The organism is Moraxella lacunata (assembly GCF_002027545.1).
GTDB classification, from domain to species: Bacteria; Pseudomonadota; Gammaproteobacteria; order Pseudomonadales; family Moraxellaceae; genus Moraxella; species Moraxella lacunata.
This window is the reverse complement of sequence record NZ_MXAN01000083.1, coordinates 1-21743: the sequence shown is the minus strand read 5'-3', so window position 1 is coordinate 21743 and position 21743 is coordinate 1. Positions and strand designations below refer to the sequence as shown.

22 protein-coding genes and 1 tRNA gene are annotated in these 21743 nt (G+C 46.7%); 17 read left to right on the top strand and 6 right to left on the bottom strand.

The genetic code is table 11. The features are described 5' to 3' along the window. Positions 1–67: 67 nt before the first annotated feature. Positions 68–787: a ribosome biogenesis GTP-binding protein YihA/YsxC gene (yihA, locus tag B5J94_RS11340; RefSeq protein ID WP_079364141.1), complete on the bottom strand. Its 720-nt coding sequence runs from the start codon at positions 785–787 to the stop codon at positions 68–70. Between the two features lie 213 nt (positions 788–1000). Between yihA and B5J94_RS11335 the strand changes: the two genes are divergently transcribed. The 4 genes from B5J94_RS11335 to B5J94_RS11320 all read left to right on the top strand — a co-directional run bounded on the left by B5J94_RS11335 (position 1001) and on the right by B5J94_RS11320 (position 3816). After that, complete coding sequence (locus tag B5J94_RS11335) at positions 1001–1297, top strand: c-type cytochrome (RefSeq protein WP_115247994.1); 297 nt, start codon at positions 1001–1003, stop codon at positions 1295–1297. A gap of 304 nt (positions 1298–1601) precedes the next feature. After that, entirely contained in the window at positions 1602–2291 is a 690-nt protein-coding gene (locus B5J94_RS11330) for a c-type cytochrome (protein ID WP_079364144.1), read from the top strand. A 95-nt stretch (positions 2292–2386) separates the two neighbouring features. Next, the gene (locus B5J94_RS11325) at positions 2387–3481 is read left to right on the top strand and encodes a hypothetical protein (RefSeq protein ID WP_062500169.1); all 1095 of its coding nucleotides are present in this window, start codon (positions 2387–2389) and stop codon (positions 3479–3481) included. After that, positions 3469–3816 carry an RnfH family protein gene (locus tag B5J94_RS11320; RefSeq protein ID WP_062500161.1) on the top strand — a complete coding sequence of 116 codons (348 nt, stop codon included), beginning with the start codon at positions 3469–3471 and terminating at the stop codon, positions 3814–3816. The genes B5J94_RS11325 and B5J94_RS11320 overlap by 13 nt, the downstream gene beginning before the upstream one ends. A 92-nt stretch (positions 3817–3908) precedes the next feature. On the opposite strand, the gene B5J94_RS11315 is transcribed toward B5J94_RS11320, so the two are convergent. Beyond that, on the bottom strand, positions 3909–4256 hold the full coding sequence (locus B5J94_RS11315; protein ID WP_115248370.1) for an outer membrane protein assembly factor BamE: 348 nt from the start codon (positions 4254–4256) through the stop codon (positions 3909–3911). Between the two features lie 86 nt (positions 4257–4342). On the opposite strand from B5J94_RS11315, the gene B5J94_RS11310 reads away from it, so the two are divergent. The 12 genes from B5J94_RS11310 to B5J94_RS11255 all read left to right on the top strand — a co-directional run bounded on the left by B5J94_RS11310 (position 4343) and on the right by B5J94_RS11255 (position 18920). Next, on the top strand, positions 4343–5290 hold the full coding sequence (locus B5J94_RS11310) for a DUF3025 domain-containing protein (protein WP_062500165.1): 948 nt from the start codon (positions 4343–4345) through the stop codon (positions 5288–5290). A 226-nt stretch (positions 5291–5516) separates the two neighbouring features. After that, entirely contained in the window at positions 5517–5963 is a 447-nt protein-coding gene (locus B5J94_RS11305; RefSeq protein WP_079364140.1) for a CopD family protein, read from the top strand. A gap of 423 nt (positions 5964–6386) precedes the next feature. Continuing rightward, the gene (locus B5J94_RS11300; RefSeq protein ID WP_062499162.1) at positions 6387–7727 is read left to right on the top strand and encodes a Na(+)-translocating NADH-quinone reductase subunit A; all 1341 of its coding nucleotides are present in this window, start codon (positions 6387–6389) and stop codon (positions 7725–7727) included. 12 nt (positions 7728–7739) lie between these two features. Continuing rightward, entirely contained in the window at positions 7740–9008 is a 1269-nt protein-coding gene (locus B5J94_RS11295; protein ID WP_062499163.1) for an NADH:ubiquinone reductase (Na(+)-transporting) subunit B, read from the top strand. Beyond that, a complete protein-coding gene (locus tag B5J94_RS11290) occupies positions 8992–9798 on the top strand; it encodes a Na(+)-translocating NADH-quinone reductase subunit C (RefSeq protein ID WP_062499164.1) in 807 nt (268 codons plus the stop codon). Before B5J94_RS11295 ends, B5J94_RS11290 begins: the two co-directional genes overlap by 17 nt. A 2-nt stretch (positions 9799–9800) precedes the next feature. After that, positions 9801–10460 (top strand): NADH:ubiquinone reductase (Na(+)-transporting) subunit D, encoded by a 660-nt coding sequence (locus B5J94_RS11285; RefSeq protein ID WP_062499165.1) that lies wholly within the window; start codon positions 9801–9803, stop codon positions 10458–10460. Continuing rightward, complete coding sequence (gene nqrE / locus B5J94_RS11280; protein ID WP_062499166.1) at positions 10460–11068, top strand: NADH:ubiquinone reductase (Na(+)-transporting) subunit E; 609 nt, start codon at positions 10460–10462, stop codon at positions 11066–11068. The genes B5J94_RS11285 and nqrE overlap by 1 nt, the downstream gene beginning before the upstream one ends. 9 nt (positions 11069–11077) lie before the next feature. Next, positions 11078–12310 (top strand): NADH:ubiquinone reductase (Na(+)-transporting) subunit F, encoded by a 1233-nt coding sequence (gene nqrF, locus B5J94_RS11275; RefSeq protein ID WP_062499167.1) that lies wholly within the window; start codon positions 11078–11080, stop codon positions 12308–12310. 276 nt (positions 12311–12586) lie between these two features. After that, positions 12587–15403, top strand: coding sequence for a class I SAM-dependent DNA methyltransferase (locus tag B5J94_RS11270; protein WP_062499168.1), 2817 nt, complete (start codon positions 12587–12589; stop codon positions 15401–15403). A gap of 67 nt (positions 15404–15470) precedes the next feature. Further along, entirely contained in the window at positions 15471–17651 is a 2181-nt protein-coding gene (locus B5J94_RS11265; RefSeq protein ID WP_211271088.1) for a DEAD/DEAH box helicase, read from the top strand. Further along, complete coding sequence (locus B5J94_RS11260; RefSeq protein ID WP_062499169.1) at positions 17648–17953, top strand: hypothetical protein; 306 nt, start codon at positions 17648–17650, stop codon at positions 17951–17953. The genes B5J94_RS11265 and B5J94_RS11260 overlap by 4 nt, the downstream gene beginning before the upstream one ends. Positions 17954–17969: 16 nt before the next feature. Continuing rightward, entirely contained in the window at positions 17970–18920 is a 951-nt protein-coding gene (locus B5J94_RS11255; RefSeq protein ID WP_062499170.1) for a GIY-YIG nuclease family protein, read from the top strand. 131 nt (positions 18921–19051) lie between these two features. Here B5J94_RS11255 and B5J94_RS11250 read toward each other — a convergent pair. The 3 genes from B5J94_RS11250 to B5J94_RS14250 form a co-directional block, all read right to left on the bottom strand. After that, positions 19052–19136 (bottom strand) — tRNA-Leu (locus tag B5J94_RS11250). A 36-nt stretch (positions 19137–19172) separates the two neighbouring features. After that, complete coding sequence (locus B5J94_RS11245; RefSeq protein WP_062499171.1) at positions 19173–19721, bottom strand: hypothetical protein; 549 nt, start codon at positions 19719–19721, stop codon at positions 19173–19175. Further along, the gene (locus B5J94_RS14250) at positions 19718–19867 is read right to left on the bottom strand and encodes a hypothetical protein (RefSeq protein ID WP_156471052.1); all 150 of its coding nucleotides are present in this window, start codon (positions 19865–19867) and stop codon (positions 19718–19720) included. The genes B5J94_RS11245 and B5J94_RS14250 overlap by 4 nt, the downstream gene beginning before the upstream one ends. Positions 19868–20095: 228 nt before the next feature. Between B5J94_RS14250 and rlmD the strand changes: the two genes are divergently transcribed. Then, positions 20096–21517: a 23S rRNA (uracil(1939)-C(5))-methyltransferase RlmD gene (gene rlmD, locus B5J94_RS11240; protein WP_062499172.1), complete on the top strand. Its 1422-nt coding sequence runs from the start codon at positions 20096–20098 to the stop codon at positions 21515–21517. A 63-nt stretch (positions 21518–21580) separates the two neighbouring features. Here rlmD and B5J94_RS11235 read toward each other — a convergent pair. After that, positions 21581–21743 (bottom strand): MscL family protein (locus B5J94_RS11235; RefSeq protein ID WP_211271089.1); only part of this gene is annotated, 163 nt, incomplete at its 5' end.

The window sequence follows — 21743 nt, the reverse complement described above, 5'->3', positions numbered from 1 at the left end:
TTTAATTTAAATAATGGTTTTTAAATATGGACGAATTGCAATTTGCCCCTACACATAATTTGCGTTTTTAATTGTCATTATTTAAATTTGCATTATCCAATTTATCATTTGCCAAATTTGAATTTTCTAAATCCATATTATCCAAATCTAAATTTTCTAAATTTAAATTTTCACCCAAATGTAGCCAATTGCCCAATACGTCCGCCAATTCATCAAGCCCTTCTTTATTTAATGCCGAAAATAGCTGAATGGAAAATGGCAAATCTAAGGCTTGCAGTTGTTTTTTGGTTTGTAGCAGGGCGGTTTTTTGAGCCCCGCGTTTTAATTTATCCGCTTTGGTTAGTAATACATGAACGGGCAAATCACCGTCCTTTGCCCAATGGAGCATTTGCTCGTCAAAATACTTCAACGGGTGGCGAATGTCGGTGAGCAAAATTAAGCCCGTCAGACTTTCACGATGAACAAGGTAGTTTTCAAGCTCTTTTTGCCATTTGATTTTCATCGCTTCTGGCACTTGGGCATACCCATAACCCGGCAAATCCACGATACGGCTATGCTCTGAGCCGACATTAAAAAAGTTAATCATCTGCGTCCGCCCTGGGGTTTTGGACGAACGGGCGAGCTGTTTTTGGTGGGTGATGGTGTTGATGGCGGACGATTTGCCTGCGTTAGACCGCCCTGCAAACGCCACTTCAAAACCTGCATCCGGCGGGCAGAGTTTCAATGTGGGGGCAGAGAGCGAAAAGGCGGTTTGGCGAATGATTTTTTGGTAGTCGGTGGTGCTCATGATGTCAAATATAATTGCTAAAATGATAAAATAGTGTATCATGAAAGCCATAAAATAGCGATAAAAACCCAAAAGGCAAAAGGGTAAATAAGTCGCATTCGTCATGGTTACCAAATACCCCTTGCAACTTGGCAAAAAACTTGCATAATAAAAGCATCAAAGAAAACAGTTATTCTCACATTTATCCCAAATTATCCTTAAATGGGAGTTATTATGTCAAAATTATTACAAATAGCCATTGCCAGCCTTGCCCTAGTCGCCACAGGTGTAAGCCATGCCGATGTCGCCACCACTTACCAAAAAACCTGTGCCACCTGCCATGATAGCGGTGCCTTAAACGCCCCCAAAAAAGGCGACAAAGCCACATGGGACAAGCTAAAAACCCAAAAAGGCATGGACACCTTGGTCAAAAACACCAAAAAAGGCATGCCTCAAATGCCCGCCAAAGGTCTATGCCAGTCGTGTAGCGATGATGAGTTTCGGGCATTGATTGAGTATATGGCAAAATAAAAATAAGCAACTGGGGCATGTTCACCCAAAACGGCAACATCATCGTTGGGTACATGCCCTATTTTTATGGCTTTTGTCAAATCATGGGTTAATGATGATGGCTTGATTTGATAAATTTTTTGTTAAAATTTCATCTTTTTGCAAAAAAATGTTGCCAAAACCACAATTTTTGTAGGAAAATTTAGCGAAGTCTTGCTATAATAAGCAAGATTTACCAATTTGACTTTTAAAAGCCAAATAAAAATATACAAAACCCAAGACACGGGGATTGCCCCGAAGTTAGTAGGAAATTGTTATGAAAGCCATGAATTTGTCAGCCAAAGCCATGCTAGCCAAAACGTTGCTTGCCACAGGGTTTGGTTTTATCGCCCTAAATGCCCATGCCGTAGCTGTTCCTGAGTTTAATATTGAAGCAGGTAAAGCCATTGTTGAAGCCAACTGTGCCGCTTGCCACGGTGCGGACGGTGTTTCGGTTGCCCCTGCTCAGCCAAACTTAGGCGGTCAAAACATCAAATATCTATACAAGCAATTGGTGGATTTTAAAACAGGTGCCAGAAAAAATGGTATCATGCAGGCACAGTTGGTTGGATTTACCCAACAAGACCTAGCCAACGTGGCAGGTTACTATGCCAGTCAAGCTCCGTGGCTACCCGGCTATGGCAACAAAGCCACGAACGCCGCCGCCCAAAAGCTCTACCTAGGTGGTGACAAGAGCCGTGGTATCATCCCTTGTGCAGGGTGCCATGACCCTAAGGGTGCAGGCAATGATTGGGCGGCGTTCCCACGCATCGGCGGTCAGCACGCAACTTATATCTCAACTCAGCTAAAACTGTTCCGTGCCGCCGGTCGTGAAGATGAAGGCTTACTTGCCGAGCAAGTGCGTACCAACGACTCTGCCAAAAAAGACGAAAAAGGCATGATGCAAATCGTGGCAGCCAAGCTGTCTGATAAAGACATCAAAATGTTGTCTGAATTTATCAGTGCCGTTCACTGATTTGTCGGTTTTAGACCTGTATTTTACAAAACCCCTTGATTGGGGTTTTGTCGTTCATTAAATTTTTATCACACCCCAACCGTCCAGAGTTTACTATGTTATCTCGTTATACCGTGTTTTTTGTGGCGTCTGCCCTGCCACTGTTGTTCGCTCATCAGATTGCCCCGAGTATGGCTCATGAGTTGGACTTTTGGCTGTTGTGGGTGGTGGCGATGCTTGTGGTGGGCTTGCCGGTGTTATTTGCCGAATTTGCCTTATCTGCTCGCAGTGGCGATAATGTATGGCTTGGCATGCAAAAGCTCACTCGTGAAGCTGATGCCAAGATGACATGGCGAGCCTTTGCAGGGTTGTCGGTATTGGTGGCACTGCTTATTAGTGCAACGATGACCGCACGCATTGGGGCAGGACTTCATCAGCACCTACCCCAACTGAATCTTAGTGTGCCAAGCATTGGGCTTAGTGCAGGGGCGATGATTATTGCCTTGATTTTAAGTCTGTTAAAGACTCGTCCACTCATGATTGGCGTGGCATTGGTGATTGTCGGTGGGCTTATCTCGCTCTTTGATGGTGGTCTAGCTAGCGGTGTGAGCGTGCCGACCATGACCGCTGTGTCATTGTCCGAGTGGGCAAGAGCGGTGTCTTTGGCACTGCTCTCGGTGGGCGTGGGTACAGGGTTATATTGGTTTACTGGCGGTAGGCTTGCCGAGCAGACGATGAGCCAAACCCACAAAAAACCCCTAACAGGGCTGATATTACCGATTTGGCTTACCCAACTTATCTTTGGGGCGTTTGCCCTGCTGGTGGGTAGTGCTTTTGTTACACCCAACGCCTTTGTGGTGTCTAGTATCGGTATGCTCCTGATTTCGGCATTTTTGTTGTATTATGCCATTGGACAATTAAAAGTGCGGTTTGGGCTAATTAATGGCGTGGCAATGGGGGTATCACTGGCGATGATACTCTCTGCCCTGCCTGCGGGTGTGGGGCTAAACATACTACTACTGGTGAGCTTGGTGGCGGTGGTCGTGCTGTCGGCATTTTCGGGTTTTGCCATGAAAATCAGTCATTTACGCAAAACCTTTAATTTTAAAAGTGAAGGGCGTTATAACATCTGGCGAGTGCTGGTGCGTATTGGCGTACCGCTTGCCATTCTCCTAGCGGTCATCGGTTGGGTGATGTCATGGCTATCCTAAGGATAAGTTTGGCATATGCCGACAAGGACAATCAGTATTATCAAGAATTAGAAGTACCCACGCACACCACGATATATCAAGCCTTACAATCATCAGGGTGGCTAGATTTGCCCCATTTGGCAGAATTTGCCCTGTGGTGTCATGCCAACTGTAAGCATGAACCCAATCATAAAGCGTGGTATGTGGGTATTTATAGCCAAAAAAAACGCCTAGATACGGCTCTATCGGACGGCGATAGGATTGAGATTTATCGCCCTTTATCCTATGACCCGATATCCAGACGCAAAACCAAATCCAAAGTCCGCCTAAAAAAGCTCGGCTATCGTCCGTTATAGCATTGTTGAATGACGATATTTTAAAAACCACACCAAAAATCAGGCAAAACACCCTGCTTTGCCTGATTTTTATCTGATGGTACAATAATTAATTACTGATTTCTTCTTGGCAGTGATTCACGCCCTGCGATACGCACCACACGCCCATTTTCAAAAAAGATAGACAGGTACTGACTGGCGTTTTTGATGTCTTTTTTGTCGGCACGCTTGCCGTCTGTGCCTGCGGTGTAGTCATACAGATAGTCAAAGCGGTTCGGGTTTAGCGTGTCTCTCATGGCAGGGCTACCCAGCAGATAAGTCACTTGGTCAGCGGTCATGCCCACTTGCACCTGCGATGCCTGAGCGGACGTGATGGGCGTGCCTTGGGGCAAATCAATGGTATACACACGAAACACCGAACAGCCTGACAATGCCAATGTGCCAATCAGTGCCAACGCCATGAATTTAGGGACAAATGTTTGCGATAGGGTCATCATATACTCTCATCTTTATAAATAATCGCCATATTAAACGCAAGTGCAAAAATATGCAAGTTTTTTATGACACCCTACCCCCAAAAGCCGACTACCCAAAGTTTACAAAATATGCTATACTCACGATGATTTTACCGCCTGTTGATGTCATCATGTCCGACTTTTTACACGATTTTGCCACCATTGACCCGTCCACCCCTTGGTTTGCCCCTTATGTGTCCATTCATCAGGCATTTGCTGGCCACCCTGCCCTGCCCCTTTTTGAGTGGTTAAACGGCTATTTTGCCGACAATGATATTCGCCTAAAAAATCACCAAGGCTACCCCCTAGCCTTTACCCACCAAAACGACCTAGAACACGGCACAGCATACGAAACCCACATCGGGCAACACCACAAAATCCCAACCTGTGATAATCTACACGACTGGTTTGGGGCGTGCGTGTGGTCGGTTTTTCCCCATACCAAATCGCTATTGAACGCCAAACATCTCACCCACATGGACGACAACCACACCGCCAACGGACGTAACCGTGTGCGAGATACCATTACCGTATTTGATGAAAATGGGGCGATACTGGTGGTCGCCGATGATGAGATTGGCACCGCCATTGGGCAAGCCTTGGTGGGTTTTGATTGGCAAACGTGCTTGGTGGATAACCGCGAATATTGGGCGGATTATCATCATGACAACAACAAAAAAGTCAAAGTCTTTATATTCGGTCATGCGTTATTGGAGCAACTGATAAACCCCTTTAAATCCTTATGTAGCCATACCATCATTATCAAAGTTCATTCATCATTTTTTACAAAACCGCTCAATGAGCAATTAGCCATGTTGGATAATTACTTATCCGATTATTTAAATAACTTTTTAAAAGATGATATTACACCACGCCAATTAAACCCCTTGCCGATATTGGGCGTGCCGTATTTTTGGGATAATGCCGACCCTGATTTTTATGATGACCCTTTTGTATTTAGAGCAGGGCGGAGAAAATAGTTTTTAAAATACATTTAAAATAAAAACACTGGTAGTAGTCTAAAAAGTATGCTAAACTAGGTTTTCCGTTCGCCCTGAGCTTGCCTGCGGGTGGCGGAAAACCGTTATGGTTCGACAAGCTCACCACGAACGGTTTTCCTTGTAGCATACTTTTTGAACCAGAGCCAAAACACTTTATAAAAACCCAATCATTTATCACACTCATATAACCATGTTGGAAAAAACCATGTATAAAATTGCCTTGATTTTACATTTATTTGGAGCCAGCATTTGGGTGGGTGGGCATTTATACCTGCTTATCCGCTTAATGCCCAATTTTATCCGCCAAAATGACGTGGCAGGATTTTTAGCCTTTGAAAAAAGCTATAAACCCTTGGGCATGACCGCCCTTGCCGTGCAAGTGGTAACAGGCTTTTATATGCTAACAACCCTACTACCCCCATCACTTTGGGGGCAAAACATGGGCATGCTGACCGCCCTTGTGCATGGCAAATTAACATGGCTTATCTTGACGATACTTACCGCCTTGCACGCCCGCTTTCGGGTAGTTAAAAAGCTAGAAAATGGCACGCATTCTGCCAATACATTAAAAATCATGGGCATTCATGTGGGGCTGATTTGTCTGTGGAGCGTGGCATTTGTCATTAATGGGGCATTTTTCCGTTTTGGGTAATATTTTTATAAACAATTATCATTTTTAAAATCACGCCCCATCTTATCTCACATCTTTTTGACATAATCATGACAATCAACCATTTACCCTTAATATTTCTCAAAAATTTCTGTAAATTTACCAAAGTTTAGCGTATAATAGATAGGATTTTCATGCCTAATTTGGGCAAGAGAACGATTGTTAGGACGTGTTAAACGTGATGATATTGCCAGTCATGGACAGTGATTTGTTTTGATTTGTCAAGTCTTATTCATCTAAATTTTAATTAATACGCCCTAAACGTTCATCAAAACAGGTAGCCAGTCGCCACTGTAACTACAAAGCATTAACGTGTTGTTAAGGAGTTTAAGGTCAGCGTTAAAGCTCTCGTGTATACCAACAGGAGTCTGGTATGGTCATTTCACTCAGAGTGAGTATCCGCTTATGATTACCATAAAAAAGGGGTTAGACTTGCCTATCACAGGCGAGCCAACCAAAGAAATTAGCGAACACACACCTACTCATGTCGCCCTTATCGGTTATGATTACATCGGTATGCGTCCGACCATGCACGTCAAGGAAGGCGATACGGTCGCCAAAGGACAGGTGGTGTTTGAAGACAAAAAGCGTCTGGGGGTCAAATACACCGCCCCTGCATCGGGCAAGGTCATCGCCATCAACCGTGGCGAGCGACGTGTGTTTGAAAGCCTTGTTATTGAAGTCGCCCAAGGCGATGAGATTGGCTTTAAAGCCCACGCCAAAGATAACCTTGCCAAGCTATCTCGTGAAGAAGTGGTCACTCAGCTCAATGACGCTGGCGAATGGACAGCGTTTCGTACCCGTCCGTTTAGCCGCACCCCTGAACTTGACAGCATACCGTCAGCGATTTTTGTAACCGCCACCGACACCAACCCCCTAAGTGCCGACCCTGCCGATATTATCAATGCCAATATTGATGATTTTAACAGTGGTCTTGCCGTCATCTCTATCCTATCGCCAAAAACGCTTGTTTGTCATGGCAAAACCGCCCCAACCAAAGCCACCAATGTTGCAGGCAGTGTTGAATACCACGGTTTTGACGGCGTTCACCCTGCTGGCAACGCAGGCACGCACATTCACTTTTTGCACCCACTGGCTCGTGGCGTAACCGTGTGGACAATCGGTTATCAAGACGTGATTGCCATTGGTAAGCTCTTTACCACAGGTACAATTCACACCGAACGCACCATTAGCCTAGCTGGCACAGTTGTCAATAAGCCACGCCTTATCAAAACCACTCGTGGGGCGGATTTGAACGCCTTGACCAATGGTGAGCTAAACGGCAATGATAACCGTATCATCTCAGGGTCTGTACTGTCAGGTCGTAAGGCAAGCGGTGCGGTGGCGTATCTGGGTCGTTTTCACAATCAAGTCTCGGTACTTGCCGAAGGTCGTGAACGCCCTGCATTTCACTACCTAACACTTGGGGCGAACCGTTTTTCAACGCTACCGATTTATATTTCTCAATTTTTTAAAGGTAAAAAATACGCCTTTACCACAAGTACCAATGGTTCACCTCGTGCCATGGTGCCAATCGGTTCATTTGAAACCGTCATGCCCCAAGACTACCTACCCACTCAGCTACTTCGCTCGCTCATCGTTGGCGACATTGTAGAAGCAGTGGAGCTTGGTGCGTTGGAGCTTGACGAAGAAGACTTGGCACTTTGCACCTTTGTATCGCCTGGTAAATATGAGTTTGGCGATATTTTGCGTGATAACCTAACTCGTATTGAATCAGAAGGTTAAGGAAGGCAAACGATGAAATTTTTACACAATTTATTTGACCGTACCAAGCCGTCCTTTACCAAGGGTGGTAAATACGAAAAATACTATGCCGTCTGGGAAGCGTTTGACACCTTTTTGCGCCAGCCAAGCTCTCAAACTTACAGTGCGTCCCACGTCCGTGACGGTATCGATCTAAAACGCATGATGATTACCGTGTGGCTCTGTACTTTTCCTGTCATGTTTTGGGGGATGTACAATGTCGGCTTTCAAGCCCTGACCGCCATACAACATTTTGGCATTGACCCAACAGGCTGGCGTACTGTCATCACAGGCATGGTCGGCTATGACCCGAACAGCATTTTGGCGTGTATGGTTTATGGTGCCATGCAGTTTTTGCCCATTTACGCCATAACCTTTGCGGTTGGTTTTGCGTGGGAGCTGATTTTTGCGGTGGTGCGTGGGCATGAGATTAACGAAGGCTTCTTTGTTACGTCCGTCCTATTTGCCCTATCGTTACCGCCTGATATTCCGCTTTGGCAAGTTGCCCTTGGCATCAGCTTTGGTGTGGTCGTGGCAAAAGAAGTCTTTGGCGGTACTGGTAAGAACTTTCTTAACCCTGCTTTGGCAGGTCGTGCGTTCTTGTACTTTGCCTACCCTGCTTATATGTCGGGTGATGCGGTGTGGACGGCTGTTAAAGGTCTAAACAACGTGGACGGTTATAGCGGTGCTACCCCCTTAGGTCAAGCTGCCGCAGGTGTGCCGTCTAATGCTTTTGTGGACGCTTATGGCAATACCATTTCTTGGGGTCAAGCCTTTTTGGGCAATATGCAAGGCTCTATCGGCGAAGTCTCAACCCTTGCCATTCTTATCGGTGGTGCGGTACTCATGTACACCAAAATTGCATCTTGGCGTGTGGTTGCAGGTTCTGTTATCGGTCTTGTGCTAACCGCCTTTATCTTTAATATGGCCTTTATCTTTAATATGATAGGTAGCGACACCAACCCAATGATGAGCCTTGCCCCCCATTGGCATCTGGTCATCGGTGGCTTTATGTTTGGTGCCGTCTTTATGGCGACCGACCCAGTATCAGCCGCCCACACCAACACAGGTCGCTGGTGCTATGGCTTACTTATCGGCTTTATGACGGTTGCCATTCGTGTGGTAAACCCTGCTTTCCCAGAAGGTATCATGCTTGCCATTTTGTTTGCCAACCTATTTGCACCGCTATTTGACTACTTTGTCAAACAAGCCAACATCAAACGTCAAACAGCACGGAGACTAGCTCATGTCAGCCAAAAATAGTAACGTTACAACCCTTGTAACCGCTTTGGTGCTGTGCCTTGTCTGTTCGGTCATGGTGTCAGCCGTTGCGGTGGGTCTAAAACCCCAACAAACTGCCAACAGCACCCTAGATTTTAACAAAAACGTCCTTATCGCCGCAGGTAAATTTGACCCAAATACCGAGTCAAATGCGGTGGTGGCAGAACGCTTTAAAGAGTTTGAAGTTCATCTTGTCAATCTAGAAACCGGCAAATTTGCTACCGAAGAAGAAGCTGCCCAAGCAGGCATCACAGACGTGGCAAACTATGACATTGCCAAAGCGGCTCGCACCCCAAGCCTTAGCACACCACTTGAAAACGACATTGCCGCCATTGGCGGTAAGCCAAAATTCGGTAAAGCCTATGTCGCCAAAAACGCCAGTGGTGAGATTGAGACGCTTGTTCTACCCTTTCACGGAGCGGGTCTGTGGGGTCAAATCTATGGACTACTTACCCTTGATAAGGACTTTAATACCATTAAAGGCGTAAACTTCTATCAGCACAAAGAAACCCCCGGCTTGGGTTCTCGTATCACCGAAGAGCCGTGGCGTGCCCAATGGCATGACAAAAAAGCCCATGATGACAACGGCAACGTGCTTATGGGCGTTGCTAAGGCAGGTACTGCCAAACCTACCGAAGTCAATGGCATTAGCGGTGCTACCCTAACAGGTCGTGGCGTGCATAACATGGTTCAGTTTTGGCTGGGAAAAGACGGTTATCAGCCGTTTTTAGACAACCTAAAAGCTGGCACAGCTGGCGGTAAAGGAGCATAATCATGGCGGATACCAAAAAGATTTTAACCACGCCGATTTTTAATAACAACCCTATTGCCCTGCAAATCCTTGGTATTTGTTCGGCATTGGCGGTTACCACGAGCGTGCAAAACGCCCTTGTCATGTGTATTGCACTCACGCTCGTTACGGCATTTTCTAGCTTTTTTATCTCAATCATTCGTAACAATATCCCGTCATCCATTCGTATCATCGTACAAATGGTGATTATTGCGTCATTGGTGATTGTGGTTGAGCAAATCCTAAAAGCGGTCGCTTATGACACCGCCAAATCGTTAGGTGCGTTCATCGGTCTTATCATCACCAACTGTATCGTAATGGGTCGTGCCGAAGCCTACGCCATGAGCAACCCACCAATCCCAAGCTTTATTGACGGTATTGGTAACGGTCTTGGTTACTCAACCGTACTGATTTTTGTGGCAAGTATTCGTGAAATCATCGGTAATGGTAGCTGGTTTGGCATTCAACTTTTAGAAAAAGCCACAGACGGCGGTTGGTACATCCCGAACGGCTTGTTACTACTGCCCCCGTCATCGTTCTTTGTCATTGCTCTGTTCATCGCCATTGTGCGTTACTGGAAACCTGAGCAACAAGAACCTGCGGAGTTTGTCATCGCACCAAATTCTAAGGGAGAAGCACACTAATGGGACACTATATCAGTTTATTCATCACGTCCGTATTCATTGAAAACATGGCACTTGCCTTTTTCTTGGGTATGTGTACGTTCATCGCTGTCTCCAAAAAGGTCTCAACCGCCATTGGTCTGGGCGTTGCGGTTGTTGTGGTTATGGCGGTTACTGTGCCGCTAAACAACCTGCTTTACCAATTCCTACTAAAAGACGGGGCATTGGCGTGGGCAGGCATGCCAAATACTGACCTATCTTTCTTGGGACTACTTAGCTATATCGCTCTGATTGCGGCAACTGTCCAAATCTTGGAGATGTTTTTGGACAAATTCGTCCCTGCCCTATATAACGCCCTAGGCGTGTTCTTGCCACTTATCACAGTAAACTGTGCGATTATGGGTGGCGTACTATTTATGGTAGAGCGTGATTACAACTTTGGCGAATCTATCGTCTATGGCGTGGGTTCTGGCTTTGGTTGGGCGTTGGCGATTACAGCATTGGCAGGACTTCGTGAGAAGCTCAAATACTCAGACGTACCCGTCCCCCTTCGTGGTCTTGGCATTACCTTTATCACTGTCGGACTGATGTCGCTTGGCTTTATGTCATTCGGCGGTATGAGCTTATAAGGAGAAACCATGTTTGGTACAGCAATCAGTGGTGTCATCATGTTTACCGCCATCATCATGAGTTTGGTGGTGGTCATCTTGGTGGCACGCTCACGCCTTGTCAGCTCAGGCAAGGTAACAATCAATATCAACGACAATCCCGACAACAACGTAACCACCGCCTCAGGTGGCAAACTTTTGCAAACCCTTGCAGGCGAAGGCATTTTCCTATCATCAGCCTGTGGTGGCGGTGGTACTTGCGGTCAATGTCGTTGTAAGGTGTTGGACGGTGGCGGTTCTATCCTACCCACCGAAGAAGGTCATTTTACCCAAGGCGAGATTCGTGAGGGTATGCGTTTGGCGTGTCAAGTTGCCGTCAAGCAAGACATGAAAATCGAGATTGACCCTGAATTTTTTGATGTCAAAAAATGGGAATGTGAGGTTATCTCTAATGACAACGTGGCAACGTTCATCAAAGAGCTTACCCTTAAAATCCCTGAGGGCGAAGTCGTACCCTTCCGTGCAGGTGGCTATGTACAGCTAGAAGCCCCACCGCACGAAGTGCATTATAAGGACTTTGACATTGCCAAAGAATCCCACGAAGACTGGGACAACTTTAACCTATGGCGTTATACGTCCAAGGTTGATGAGCCTGTCATTCGTGCCTACTCTATGGCAAACTACCCCGAAGAAAAGGGCATCATCAAGTTTAACATTCGTATCGCAAGCCCACCACCACGGGGGCCTGACAACATCCCACCGGGCAAAATGTCGTCCTATGTGTTTAGTCTAAAACCAGGCGATAAGATTACCGTATCAGGCCCTTATGGCGAGTTCTTTGCCAAAGAGACCAAAGCCGAGATGGTATTCATCGGGGGTGGTGCGGGTATGGCACCCATGCGTTCGCACATCTTTGACCAGCTAAAACGCCTAAAATCTGACCGCAAAATCAGCTTTTGGTATGGTGCTCGCTCTAAGCGTGAGATGTTCTATGTCGAAGACTATGACGGTCTGGCTGCCGAGTTCCCAAATTTCACTTGGAACGTGGCACTGTCTGACCCACAGCCCGAAGACAACTGGGAAGGCTATACAGGCTTTATTCACAACGTCCTGTACGAAAACTACCTAAAAGACCACCCTGCCCCAGAAGATTGTGAATTCTACATGTGTGGCCCACCGGTGATGAACGCCGCCGTCATCAAAATGCTCAAAGACTTGGGCGTCGAAGATGAAAACATCTTGCTTGATGACTTTGGTGGTTAATCGCCAACCTTGACAAAATCCGCTCTGTATGGAGCGGATTTTTTGGTGCATGGCAAATCGCCAATCTCAACTTAAAATGGCAACTTTTTGATTATTTCATAATTATTTTTAGGTTGTGGGGAAAATTGCAATTCGCCCTTAACAAATCAATCACTCATATAAAGTTGGAAATGGGACTGAGCCATTATTTTTTATAGGTCATGGGTCAAATCGCAAATCGCCCTTTTTCTTTGTTCATATTTGTTTTATAATCCACTCATCAACTAGGAGCATGCCATGTCATTTAACCAAACCCACTTTTATGAACAATTAGAACAACTGGGCAAAGACCCAAACCCCGACACCTTCTTTTTTGAGCTACTGACCCTAACAGGCACATCCAAAAGCACCATCACCAACCTAAAAAATGGCACCAACCCCATCGCAGGCAGTGGGCTAAACGGCATGGCACGAAAAAGCCACTTATACTTTGAGCAGGTGGACAAAGCGACCAGCTTTGACGAGCTGTACACCCTACTTGACACCATCAAAGCCAATCCCGCCATCAAACGCCACAAAATCCGTATCATCTTTTTGACCGACTTTGACAAGATTTTGGCGTATGATACCAAACTAGATGACACGCTTAGCATCGAGCGGTTTGATGAGATAAACTCCGACTTCACGTTCTTTTTGCCCTTGGTTGGCATTGAAAAGAGCCAAACATACAGCGAACACCCTGCCGATGTCAAAGCATCTGAGAAAATGGGGCGACTGTTTGACCAGCTCAAAAAACACAACGATTTTAAACAGAACAAAGACGACATTCATGCCCTAAACTTATTTTTGACACGGCTGTTATTTTGCTTTTTTGCCGATGATACGGGCATTTTTGACAAAGACAGCTTTGCCCACACCTTACAAAACGTCACTCAGACAGACGGTAGCGACCTTGCGGTATTTTTTGAAAACCTATTTAGCGTGCTAAACCTGCCAGAAGACAGCCCCGAACGCACCGAATACCCATCCTATTTACACGGTTTTCCTTATGTCAATGGCGGGATTTTTAAGGATTTTTATGCCATTCCCATCTTTACCAGTCGCTCTCGGCGTGTCTTGATTGAGTGTGCTCGCTTGGATTGGAGTCAGATTAACCCTGACATCTTTGGCTCCATGTTCCAAGCGGTCATTGACCCTGCCCAGAGAAGTCAGCTAGGACAACACTACACGTCCGTGAGCAACATCAAAAAAGTGATAGAACCCCTGTTCATCGCACCCCTACGCCAAGAGCTGAACACACTACTGGCACTAAGCGATGACAACAAATCCAAAAACAACAAACAAGCACGCCTAGAGAATTTTCTCGCCCGCCTGCGTGGCATCAAAGTCTTTGACCCTGCCTGTGGTTCGGGCAACTTTTTGATTACCGCTTATAAAGCCCTACGCCATTTGGAGATGGACACCATCCATGCCTTGCAGTTACTCATCGGTGGCAAGCCTGAGTTTGATGACAAACACTTGGAGCTGGGGTTGGGGGTTGGGTATGACAGTCAGATACCCCTTGGTCATTTTTATGGCATTGATTATGATGATTTTCCAGTACAAATCGCCCATTTGTCGCTGTATCTGGCAGACCATCAGATGAATGCGATTTTTCGGTCAAAATTCGGGCATTGTCGTGACACCTTGCCATTACAACAAGGCGGGCATATCGTTCAGGGCAACAGCCTACGCACCGATTGGCAAAAAGCCTGCCCCAATAACGGCACCGATGAGATTTATATCGTGGGCAATCCCCCATTTAACGGGGTTAATAGCCGAAGTGATGAACAAAGCAAAGACATGGAGTTGGTATTTAAAGGGCTAAGAACCTTTAAATCGCTAGACTATGTGGCATGTTGGTTTTGGCTAGGGGCAAACTATATCAAAGGCACGCAGGCAAAAATGGCATTGGTCGCCACCAACTCTATCGCACAGGGCGAGCAGGTGGCTATGTTGTTCAAACCCTTGTTTGACATGGGTCTAACCATCGGTTTTGCTTATCCAAGTTTTGCATGGAAAAATAATGCCCGTGATAATGCCACCGTACATGTGGTCATCATTGGTCTAACCGACAAAAACAACCCACTTAACACCCCAAAATTCATTTATAGTCATGACAAAACCACCCAGCAAGAGTTAAAGCAACAAGTTGAAAACATCAGCCCTTATTTGGTTGATGGTGGCGACATCGCTGTTGAAAGCAGAAACACGCCCTTGCATGACGGCTCACTCATGGTCTATGGCAACAAACCTGTTGATGGTGGGCATTTATTATTGACACCTGATGAAGTTGAGACCTTGATTGCCAAAGAACCGCAAGCCCAAAAATGGATAAAAAAACTGCTGGGTGCTGATGAGTTTTTAAATGGGAAAACACGCCATTGTCTGTGGCTGGTCGGCATTAGTGATGATGAGCTAAATGCCATGCCAATGGTCAAAGAACGTGTGGAAAGCGTACGCCAAATGCGATTGGCAAGTAAAAAAGCCCAAACAAGACAATTGGCAGATACGCCACATTTATTTGGGGAAATCCGTCAGCCCACATCGGGTAAATACATTCTTGTGCCAAGCGTCTCATCAGAACGTCGCCCTTATATCCCCATTGATTTTTTAAATCATGACGTTATTTCTACCAACGCCAACCAAATCATTCCCAATGCCACCATGTTTGATTTTGGCATATTAACATCACAGGCACATAACGACTGGATGAGATTGGTGGCGGGCAGACTAGAAAGCCGTTATCGCTACTCAGGCACGATTGTCTATAACACCTTTGCATTTCCTGATGTCAGCGATGATGATAAGGCAACGATAGAACAGCTTGCCAAAGACATCCTAAGAGCCAGAGCCATGCACCAAGGCAAGACACTTGCCGAGCTGTACAATCCTGAGACCATGCCCGACAACCTAAAACAGGCACATCACAGGCTTGATGTTGCGGTGGATAAGCTGTATCGTGAACAGGGTTTTGTTGATACTGCCGAGCGACTGGCGTTTTTGTTGGCACGCTACGAAAAACTCATCCAACAAGAAGCCACCAAAAAGACAGACAAAGCCCATAAAAAATAAAACCATCTAAGGCGTGCTAGGATGTGCCTTTGCATGCCTTTGTATTTGCCATGATAATGGATGCACCATGACCGAAATCTCCCTACTTACCAAAACCTACGCCCAAACAGGCGACAGCCAAGCCGAAAACCACATGGGCATGCGACAAATGCAATCCCGTGCCTTTGCCAAACGCAACTGCCAATACCTGCTCATCAAATCGCCCCCAGCATCGGGCAAATCCCGTGCCATGATGTACATCGCTCTGGACAAACTAAGAAATCAAGGCATCAACAAAGTAGTCATCATCGTGCCTGAGATGAGCATCGGGCGGTCTTTTGCCAGTACTGATTTGACATCATCGGGATTTTTTGCCGATTGGCAGGTGGCACATCGCTATAATCTTTGTCTCAATACTTTGTCCAGCGACACCGCCAAGACTCAGATTTTTGCGGAGTTTATGGCAGATGACAACCCCGCACAGGTCTTGGTCTGCACCCATCACAGCTTTCGTTTTGGCTATGACAAGCTGGACAACCCTAAGCTGTTTGACAAGGTACTACTGGGCATTGATGAATTTCATCACGTCTCAGCATCGGACAACAGCCGATTGGGGGCTATCTTAGATGAGATCATGAGCGTATCGGATGCTCACGTTGTCGCCATGACAGGCTCGTATTTTCGGGGCGATGCCATTCCCATCTTGACTCCAGAAGACGAAGAGCGGTTTGAGAAAGTCACTTATAGCTACTATGAACAGCTAAATGGCTACACCCATCTAAAATCGCTGAGCTTGGATTATAAATTCTACGGTCAGTCGTTTTTTGATGCCCTAAGTGACTGCTTTGACACCACCAAAAAAACCATCGTACACATCCCCAACGTCAATTCCCAATCCGCCGAAACGGACAAATACAACACCGTGGGCAAAATCATGGACATCATCGGCGAACCCATCGCCCAAGACCTAGACACAGGGGTGTGGTTGGTTGCCACCGCTGACGGCAGAACCCTAAAACTGGCGGATTTGGTTACAGATGATGAGCACCGCCCAAAAACCCAACAGTATCTCGCCCAAATCAGCCATCGAGACGACATGGACATCATCATCGCACTGGGCATGGCAAAAGAAGGCTTTGACTGGGTGTACTGCGAGCACGTCCTAACCATCGGCTATCGTGGCTCCATGACCGAAGTGGTGCAAATCATCGGGCGAGCAACCCGAGACTGTGTGGGCAAAACCCATGCCAAATTTACCAACGTCATCGCCAAGCCTGATGCAAACCAAGATGATGTCGTCTCTGGGGTCAATGACATGCTAAAAGCCATCTCCTTGTCGCTACTCATGGAACAAGTGCTTGCCCCTAACGTCAATTTTCGCCGCAGAAGCACGCTGGCAGAGAACGAAAAACTCCCCACTGGCACCATCGTCATCGATGATGGCAAAGATGGTAGTCGCCTATCAAAACGTGCCGAGAAAATCCTACAACAAGACATGCCCGACCTAATCGCCACCATCGCCCAAGACACCCGTGTGTCTGCCCAATACCTGTCCAGCGACGAAGGCAGAAACGTGGTGGACTCAGAAATCATCAATGACACCATCATCCCACAGATTATCCGCACACGCTATCCTGATTTGGACGACAAAGAGACCGACCAAGTCATGCAGGGGCTACTCGCTCAGGTGTACATCAACAGCCATGGCGGTATGATTGATGGCGATGACATCAGCCCTGATGCCGTGATAGAGAACGAAGAGCTGTACATCTTTCAAGACGGCAGATACATCAACACCGAGCATCTAAGCCCAGAACAAAGGGCGGTCATCACCGAGCATGTCCGCCACAGAGATTTGCCTGATGATGCCAAAATTTTTGACCCCCACACCCAGACCACCACCAAAAAGAGCGTGCATGGCTTTGTCAAAATCGGCGAAAAATTCATCAACGTGGATAAAATCCCCGTGGATTTGATTCATGCGGTCAATCCCTTTGCCAAGGCGTATGAAGTGCTGTCAAAAAACATAGACAGCGACACCCTAAAAACCATCAATAACGTGGTCAAAGCCACCAAATCCAACATCAGCGAAGCCGAAGCGGTACAAAGCTGGACTTTGATAGAGCGGTTTTTTAAAACCCATGGGCGAGAACCCAACCCGAACTCAACCGACCCCAGAGAAGCACGCATGGGACTGGTGCTGGCATGGGTCAGAAACAAAAAAGCAGAGCGTTTACGCCAACAACAAAACACCAAGGATAACGCATGAACATCAACGCCCTATATGAGAGCCGAAAATATCACAATCTCGATGATTTGTTCGCCAATGAGACAAGCACCCTGCTAGATGACGTCCAAATCGCACCCCAAAAAACCATCCATACCGCAGATGACATACTCACCCACCGCTTTGGTGAGATTATGGCGTTTTATGAAAAACAGGGGCGACCACCCATGATGGACAGTGATGATTTTGACGAAGAGCTGTTGGCGATAGCGTTATCATCGATACAACACAACGCCGAGCAAAGAGAAGTTTTGCTGGCACATGACCGCTTTGGCTTATTATAAGAGAGCGTGAGAGCATATGACAGAACATCATGAACAGACCACCCCATCCGTGCAGTCTTTGGATGACATCTTTTCATCAGACAGGCTAGGCTTGTTAGATGACATTGGCAACGTGGACATACTCGGCGACAACACCCACAGCATTCGTGCCAAAAAAAGGATACTAAATACCCCTGATGATACCGCTGACAGATACCCTTGTCCTGATTTTGACAACTTTCGCCCGATATTTTTTAAGATTGAACAGCTCATCCAACAGGGCAAATACAAAATCCAAAACAGCCGTCCCACAGACTATGTCAAAAAAAATGCCGTGTTCGTGTTGCAAGGCATGCTCTGTTTCGTCGCTGACATCTATGAAGACAGCGGTCGCCAAAACAGTCTTTTTAAAGACCGCATTCGCCTAGTTTTTGCCAATGGCACCGAATCCAACATGCTGGCACGCTCGCTGGCAACCGCCCTATCCAAGCACAGACAGACCAGTCATCATGTGCTAATGACTGATGATGAGTGGCTCATGCAGTTCCCGCTGTCAGATGATGATTTGTTCAGAACCCACGATGATGCTCGCACGGGCGTGATTTATGTCGCTCGCCTGACTCAGCCTAGGGCGGAGTTCATGCGTTATTTGCATTTGCACAAAATCGGCTTTACCAAAGGCACAGGTGATGAGCGTATCAAAAACTGCTTGGATGATGAGACTTTTTTGTACAGCGACGTAGAAATCATCGCCGAATACGAGATGAGTAACGCCAATGCCCAAAAGATTGAGTTCATCTTACATTCTTTTTTTGCCGAGCAAAAGCTCAACATGAGACTGCTGGCAAAAGACGGTCGCTACTATAAGCCTAGCGAGTGGTTCAATGTGCCGATAGAGATGATTGACCGAGCCATTGATTTGATTGGGACGGGTCAGATAAACCAATATCGTTATAATGACTATCTGATGAGTATCGAGAAAAGATAGCAAAATAAAAAGCGGGGGGGTAGTAAAGCAACCCCCAAATCTTGCCACCTTGTATTTATCACCTTGTCATAAACACAAAAAAGGCTTAATCCTATTATACAGACTAAGCCTTTGATTTTTAAAGGAATATTTGGTGCGAACGGAGGGACTTGAACCCTCACGCCGTGAAGCACTACCCCCTCAAGATAGCGTGTCTACCAATTCCACCACGTTCGCAAGTGGTGTGCATTATAGCCGAAGCCATCATCATTTTCAAGTATTTTTTGCAAAAGATAGCGGTGTATCTCGCCCAAAATGCACCTCAACTGTCAGTTTTGGTACGTCCCCCAGCACGTCTTGGCACACGTTCATGACATGCTCGGCGGTGAGCCATTCTACCGCACTGCTCTCTTGGGCGGTGTCCTTGACCAGCAGAGCCGACCCCAGTATCGCCACACGTCTGAGTCCTTTGTACCGCATGAGTTCGTAAATGTATGGTTTTAGGGCGGTTAGGCAGCGTGTGAGCATTCGCACGCTGATGGGCTGTTCGGGGAATTTTTGGACGACAAGGCTACCGACATATTCTACCCCGCCCGTCCGCACACCAAGCCCCGTGGTCTGCTTAGAGATACGAAACGCCACCGCATCGCCAAGCGACAACTCGCCTCCGATTGCCTTTTTTTGATAATGCTCGTAGTTATCGGCATACAAACCTTTGCACCTTGCGATGACAGGGTGGGCGATGTTACCGTCCGTACTAACGGGCATGATAAGCATCTGAGCACGAGACTGCAAAAACGGCTCATGACTGGCAAAAATCACAACGCACCGCCCGATACAGGATAAGCCTGCTCGTTGTCGGGATTGTCATTATTATCTTTTTCATCAGCAGACAGTTCGGTATTGTCTTGCTCATCAGCTAGGCTGTCATGAATGATAAAGGAGTTGATGTTACATAGCTCGCACATAATTTTCACATATAGATGAAGAACGTTAAAATTACCGCAAATTTATGATGTGTGGTATCATCAAGGGCGTGGAAAGCACGCCCCTACAAAGCCTGTGGTAAATATTAAGTTTGTTAAGCATAAATATCAATAGACCCTACTTATTATAATGCCAAACACCAAAAATACCAATGCCCACCGCCAATAATGATATAATGCCCATTTATGATACCCAAAAAATAGGCACTCATGACCCACCAGTTATCCAAATCCGAGCAAACCCAAACACCCATCACCCTACATATCACCGCCCTAACCCATGACGGGCGTGGTATCGCAACCTATGATGACACGCATGGCGACAAATCGGGCAAAAAAGTCTTTGTTAGCCACGCCCTACCCACCGAGACGGTAACGGCAACCCTTACCAAATCCAAAAAAAGCTATGACGAAGCCGACTGCTTGGACGTGCTAACCTCAAGCCCCCACCGCACCGCTCCCATGTGTCCGCATTTTGGGGTATGTGGCGGTTGCACCTTACAGCATTTTGACGTGGACGAGCAGATTAAACACAAACAGTCCGTCCTACAAAACCACCTTGCCAAATCAGGCATTGCCCCTGCCACATGGCTACCGCCAATCGTGGGCGACAGAACGCATTATCGCACCAAAGCCCGTTTGGGCGTGCGTTACCTACCCAAGACAGACAGACTTATCGTGGGTTTTCGTGAGCGAGCGAGTAATTTTTTGACGGACATTGGCACTTGTCCGATTTTGGATAGGCGTGTGGGCGATAGATTAGATGACTTAAAACAGCTTTTAAAAACGCTAAAAATCAAAGACAGTATTACCCACTTAGAAATCGCTATGGGCGAGAATGCGAGCAAAGAAATGGGCGACTTGCCAAGCGTGGCTCTTATCGTCCGCCATACCAAGCCAATCAATAAAGCCGACACCGCCAAACTTATCCATTTTGGCAAGCCCGTTAATTGGCAAGTTTATTTACAGCCCAAAGGATATGACAGCATTTACCGCATTGATAGCACGGACAAGGCAATACTGCCCATGAGCCACGCCACGCCCCCGACAGGCGGACTGTTTTATCATTTGCCTGAGTTTGGCTTAACCTTACAAAGTAGCCCCACCGACTTTACACAGGTCAATTTATCGGTCAATCGGCAAATGGTTGAGCTTGCCTGCCGTCTTCTAGATTTAAAGCAAGGCGAGCGAGTGCTAGATTTGTTTTGTGGACTGGGTAACTTTTCGCTTGCTCTTGCCAAATGCGTGGGGGATACGGGCAAGGTCATTGGCGTGGAAGGTAGCACTGACATGGCCATGCGTGCTACGATGAATGCTAGGGACAACGGACTTGCCAACACCGAATTTTTTGCCCAAGACCTAACCCAAGATTTCTCAGATAAGCCGTGGGTCGGGCAGGTGGATGCTCTACTCATTGACCCGCCACGCACAGGAGCATGGGAAGTTATGGATTATCTGGGGCGATTTGATGCCCGCCGTATCGTCTATGTCTCATGCGACCCTGCCACGCTTGCCCGAGACAGCATTCGCCTTGCCGAGCAGGGCTATCGGGCGACTCATGCAGGGGTTATGGATATGTTTTGTCATACAGGACACGTTGAGAGCATTGTTCACTTTGAAAAGGTGGTCTAAACCCATCAAAACAACAAACCCATCATCTATCAGATGATGGGTTTTGGGTATGATACATGCTAATTATTTGCTTAGCTTTTGGCTAATCTCACGCAGTAGCAATACCTCTTCTGATGGCTCGGCAGGAGCTTCTGGTTCTGCTTCGGCTTGTCTACGCATTTTGTTCATGCCTTTAACAAGCAAGAATACGATGAATGCTAGGATGATAAAATAGACCTCTTTCCAA

Coding starts and splice junctions, on each gene's coding strand:
- yihA (WP_079364141.1), bottom strand. CDS start 787: ATGAGCACCACCGACTACCAAAAAATCATTCGCCAAACCGCCTTTTCG.
- B5J94_RS11335 (WP_115247994.1), top strand. CDS start 1,001: ATGTCAAAATTATTACAAATAGCCATTGCCAGCCTTGCCCTAGTCGCC.
- B5J94_RS11330 (WP_079364144.1), top strand. CDS start 1,602: ATGAATTTGTCAGCCAAAGCCATGCTAGCCAAAACGTTGCTTGCCACA.
- B5J94_RS11325 (WP_062500169.1), top strand. CDS start 2,387: ATGTTATCTCGTTATACCGTGTTTTTTGTGGCGTCTGCCCTGCCACTG.
- B5J94_RS11320 (WP_062500161.1), top strand. CDS start 3,469: ATGGCTATCCTAAGGATAAGTTTGGCATATGCCGACAAGGACAATCAG.
- B5J94_RS11315 (WP_115248370.1), bottom strand. CDS start 4,256: ATGGCGTTGGCACTGATTGGCACATTGGCATTGTCAGGCTGTTCGGTG.
- B5J94_RS11310 (WP_062500165.1), top strand. CDS start 4,343: ATGCAAGTTTTTTATGACACCCTACCCCCAAAAGCCGACTACCCAAAG.
- B5J94_RS11305 (WP_079364140.1), top strand. CDS start 5,517: ATGTATAAAATTGCCTTGATTTTACATTTATTTGGAGCCAGCATTTGG.
- B5J94_RS11300 (WP_062499162.1), top strand. CDS start 6,387: ATGATTACCATAAAAAAGGGGTTAGACTTGCCTATCACAGGCGAGCCA.
- B5J94_RS11295 (WP_062499163.1), top strand. CDS start 7,740: ATGAAATTTTTACACAATTTATTTGACCGTACCAAGCCGTCCTTTACC.
- B5J94_RS11290 (WP_062499164.1), top strand. CDS start 8,992: ATGTCAGCCAAAAATAGTAACGTTACAACCCTTGTAACCGCTTTGGTG.
- B5J94_RS11285 (WP_062499165.1), top strand. CDS start 9,801: ATGGCGGATACCAAAAAGATTTTAACCACGCCGATTTTTAATAACAAC.
- nqrE (WP_062499166.1), top strand. CDS start 10,460: ATGGGACACTATATCAGTTTATTCATCACGTCCGTATTCATTGAAAAC.
- nqrF (WP_062499167.1), top strand. CDS start 11,078: ATGTTTGGTACAGCAATCAGTGGTGTCATCATGTTTACCGCCATCATC.
- B5J94_RS11270 (WP_062499168.1), top strand. CDS start 12,587: ATGTCATTTAACCAAACCCACTTTTATGAACAATTAGAACAACTGGGC.
- B5J94_RS11265 (WP_211271088.1), top strand. CDS start 15,471: ATGACCGAAATCTCCCTACTTACCAAAACCTACGCCCAAACAGGCGAC.
- B5J94_RS11260 (WP_062499169.1), top strand. CDS start 17,648: ATGAACATCAACGCCCTATATGAGAGCCGAAAATATCACAATCTCGAT.
- B5J94_RS11255 (WP_062499170.1), top strand. CDS start 17,970: ATGACAGAACATCATGAACAGACCACCCCATCCGTGCAGTCTTTGGAT.
- B5J94_RS14250 (WP_156471052.1), bottom strand. CDS start 19,867: ATGTGCGAGCTATGTAACATCAACTCCTTTATCATTCATGACAGCCTA.
- rlmD (WP_062499172.1), top strand. CDS start 20,096: ATGACCCACCAGTTATCCAAATCCGAGCAAACCCAAACACCCATCACC.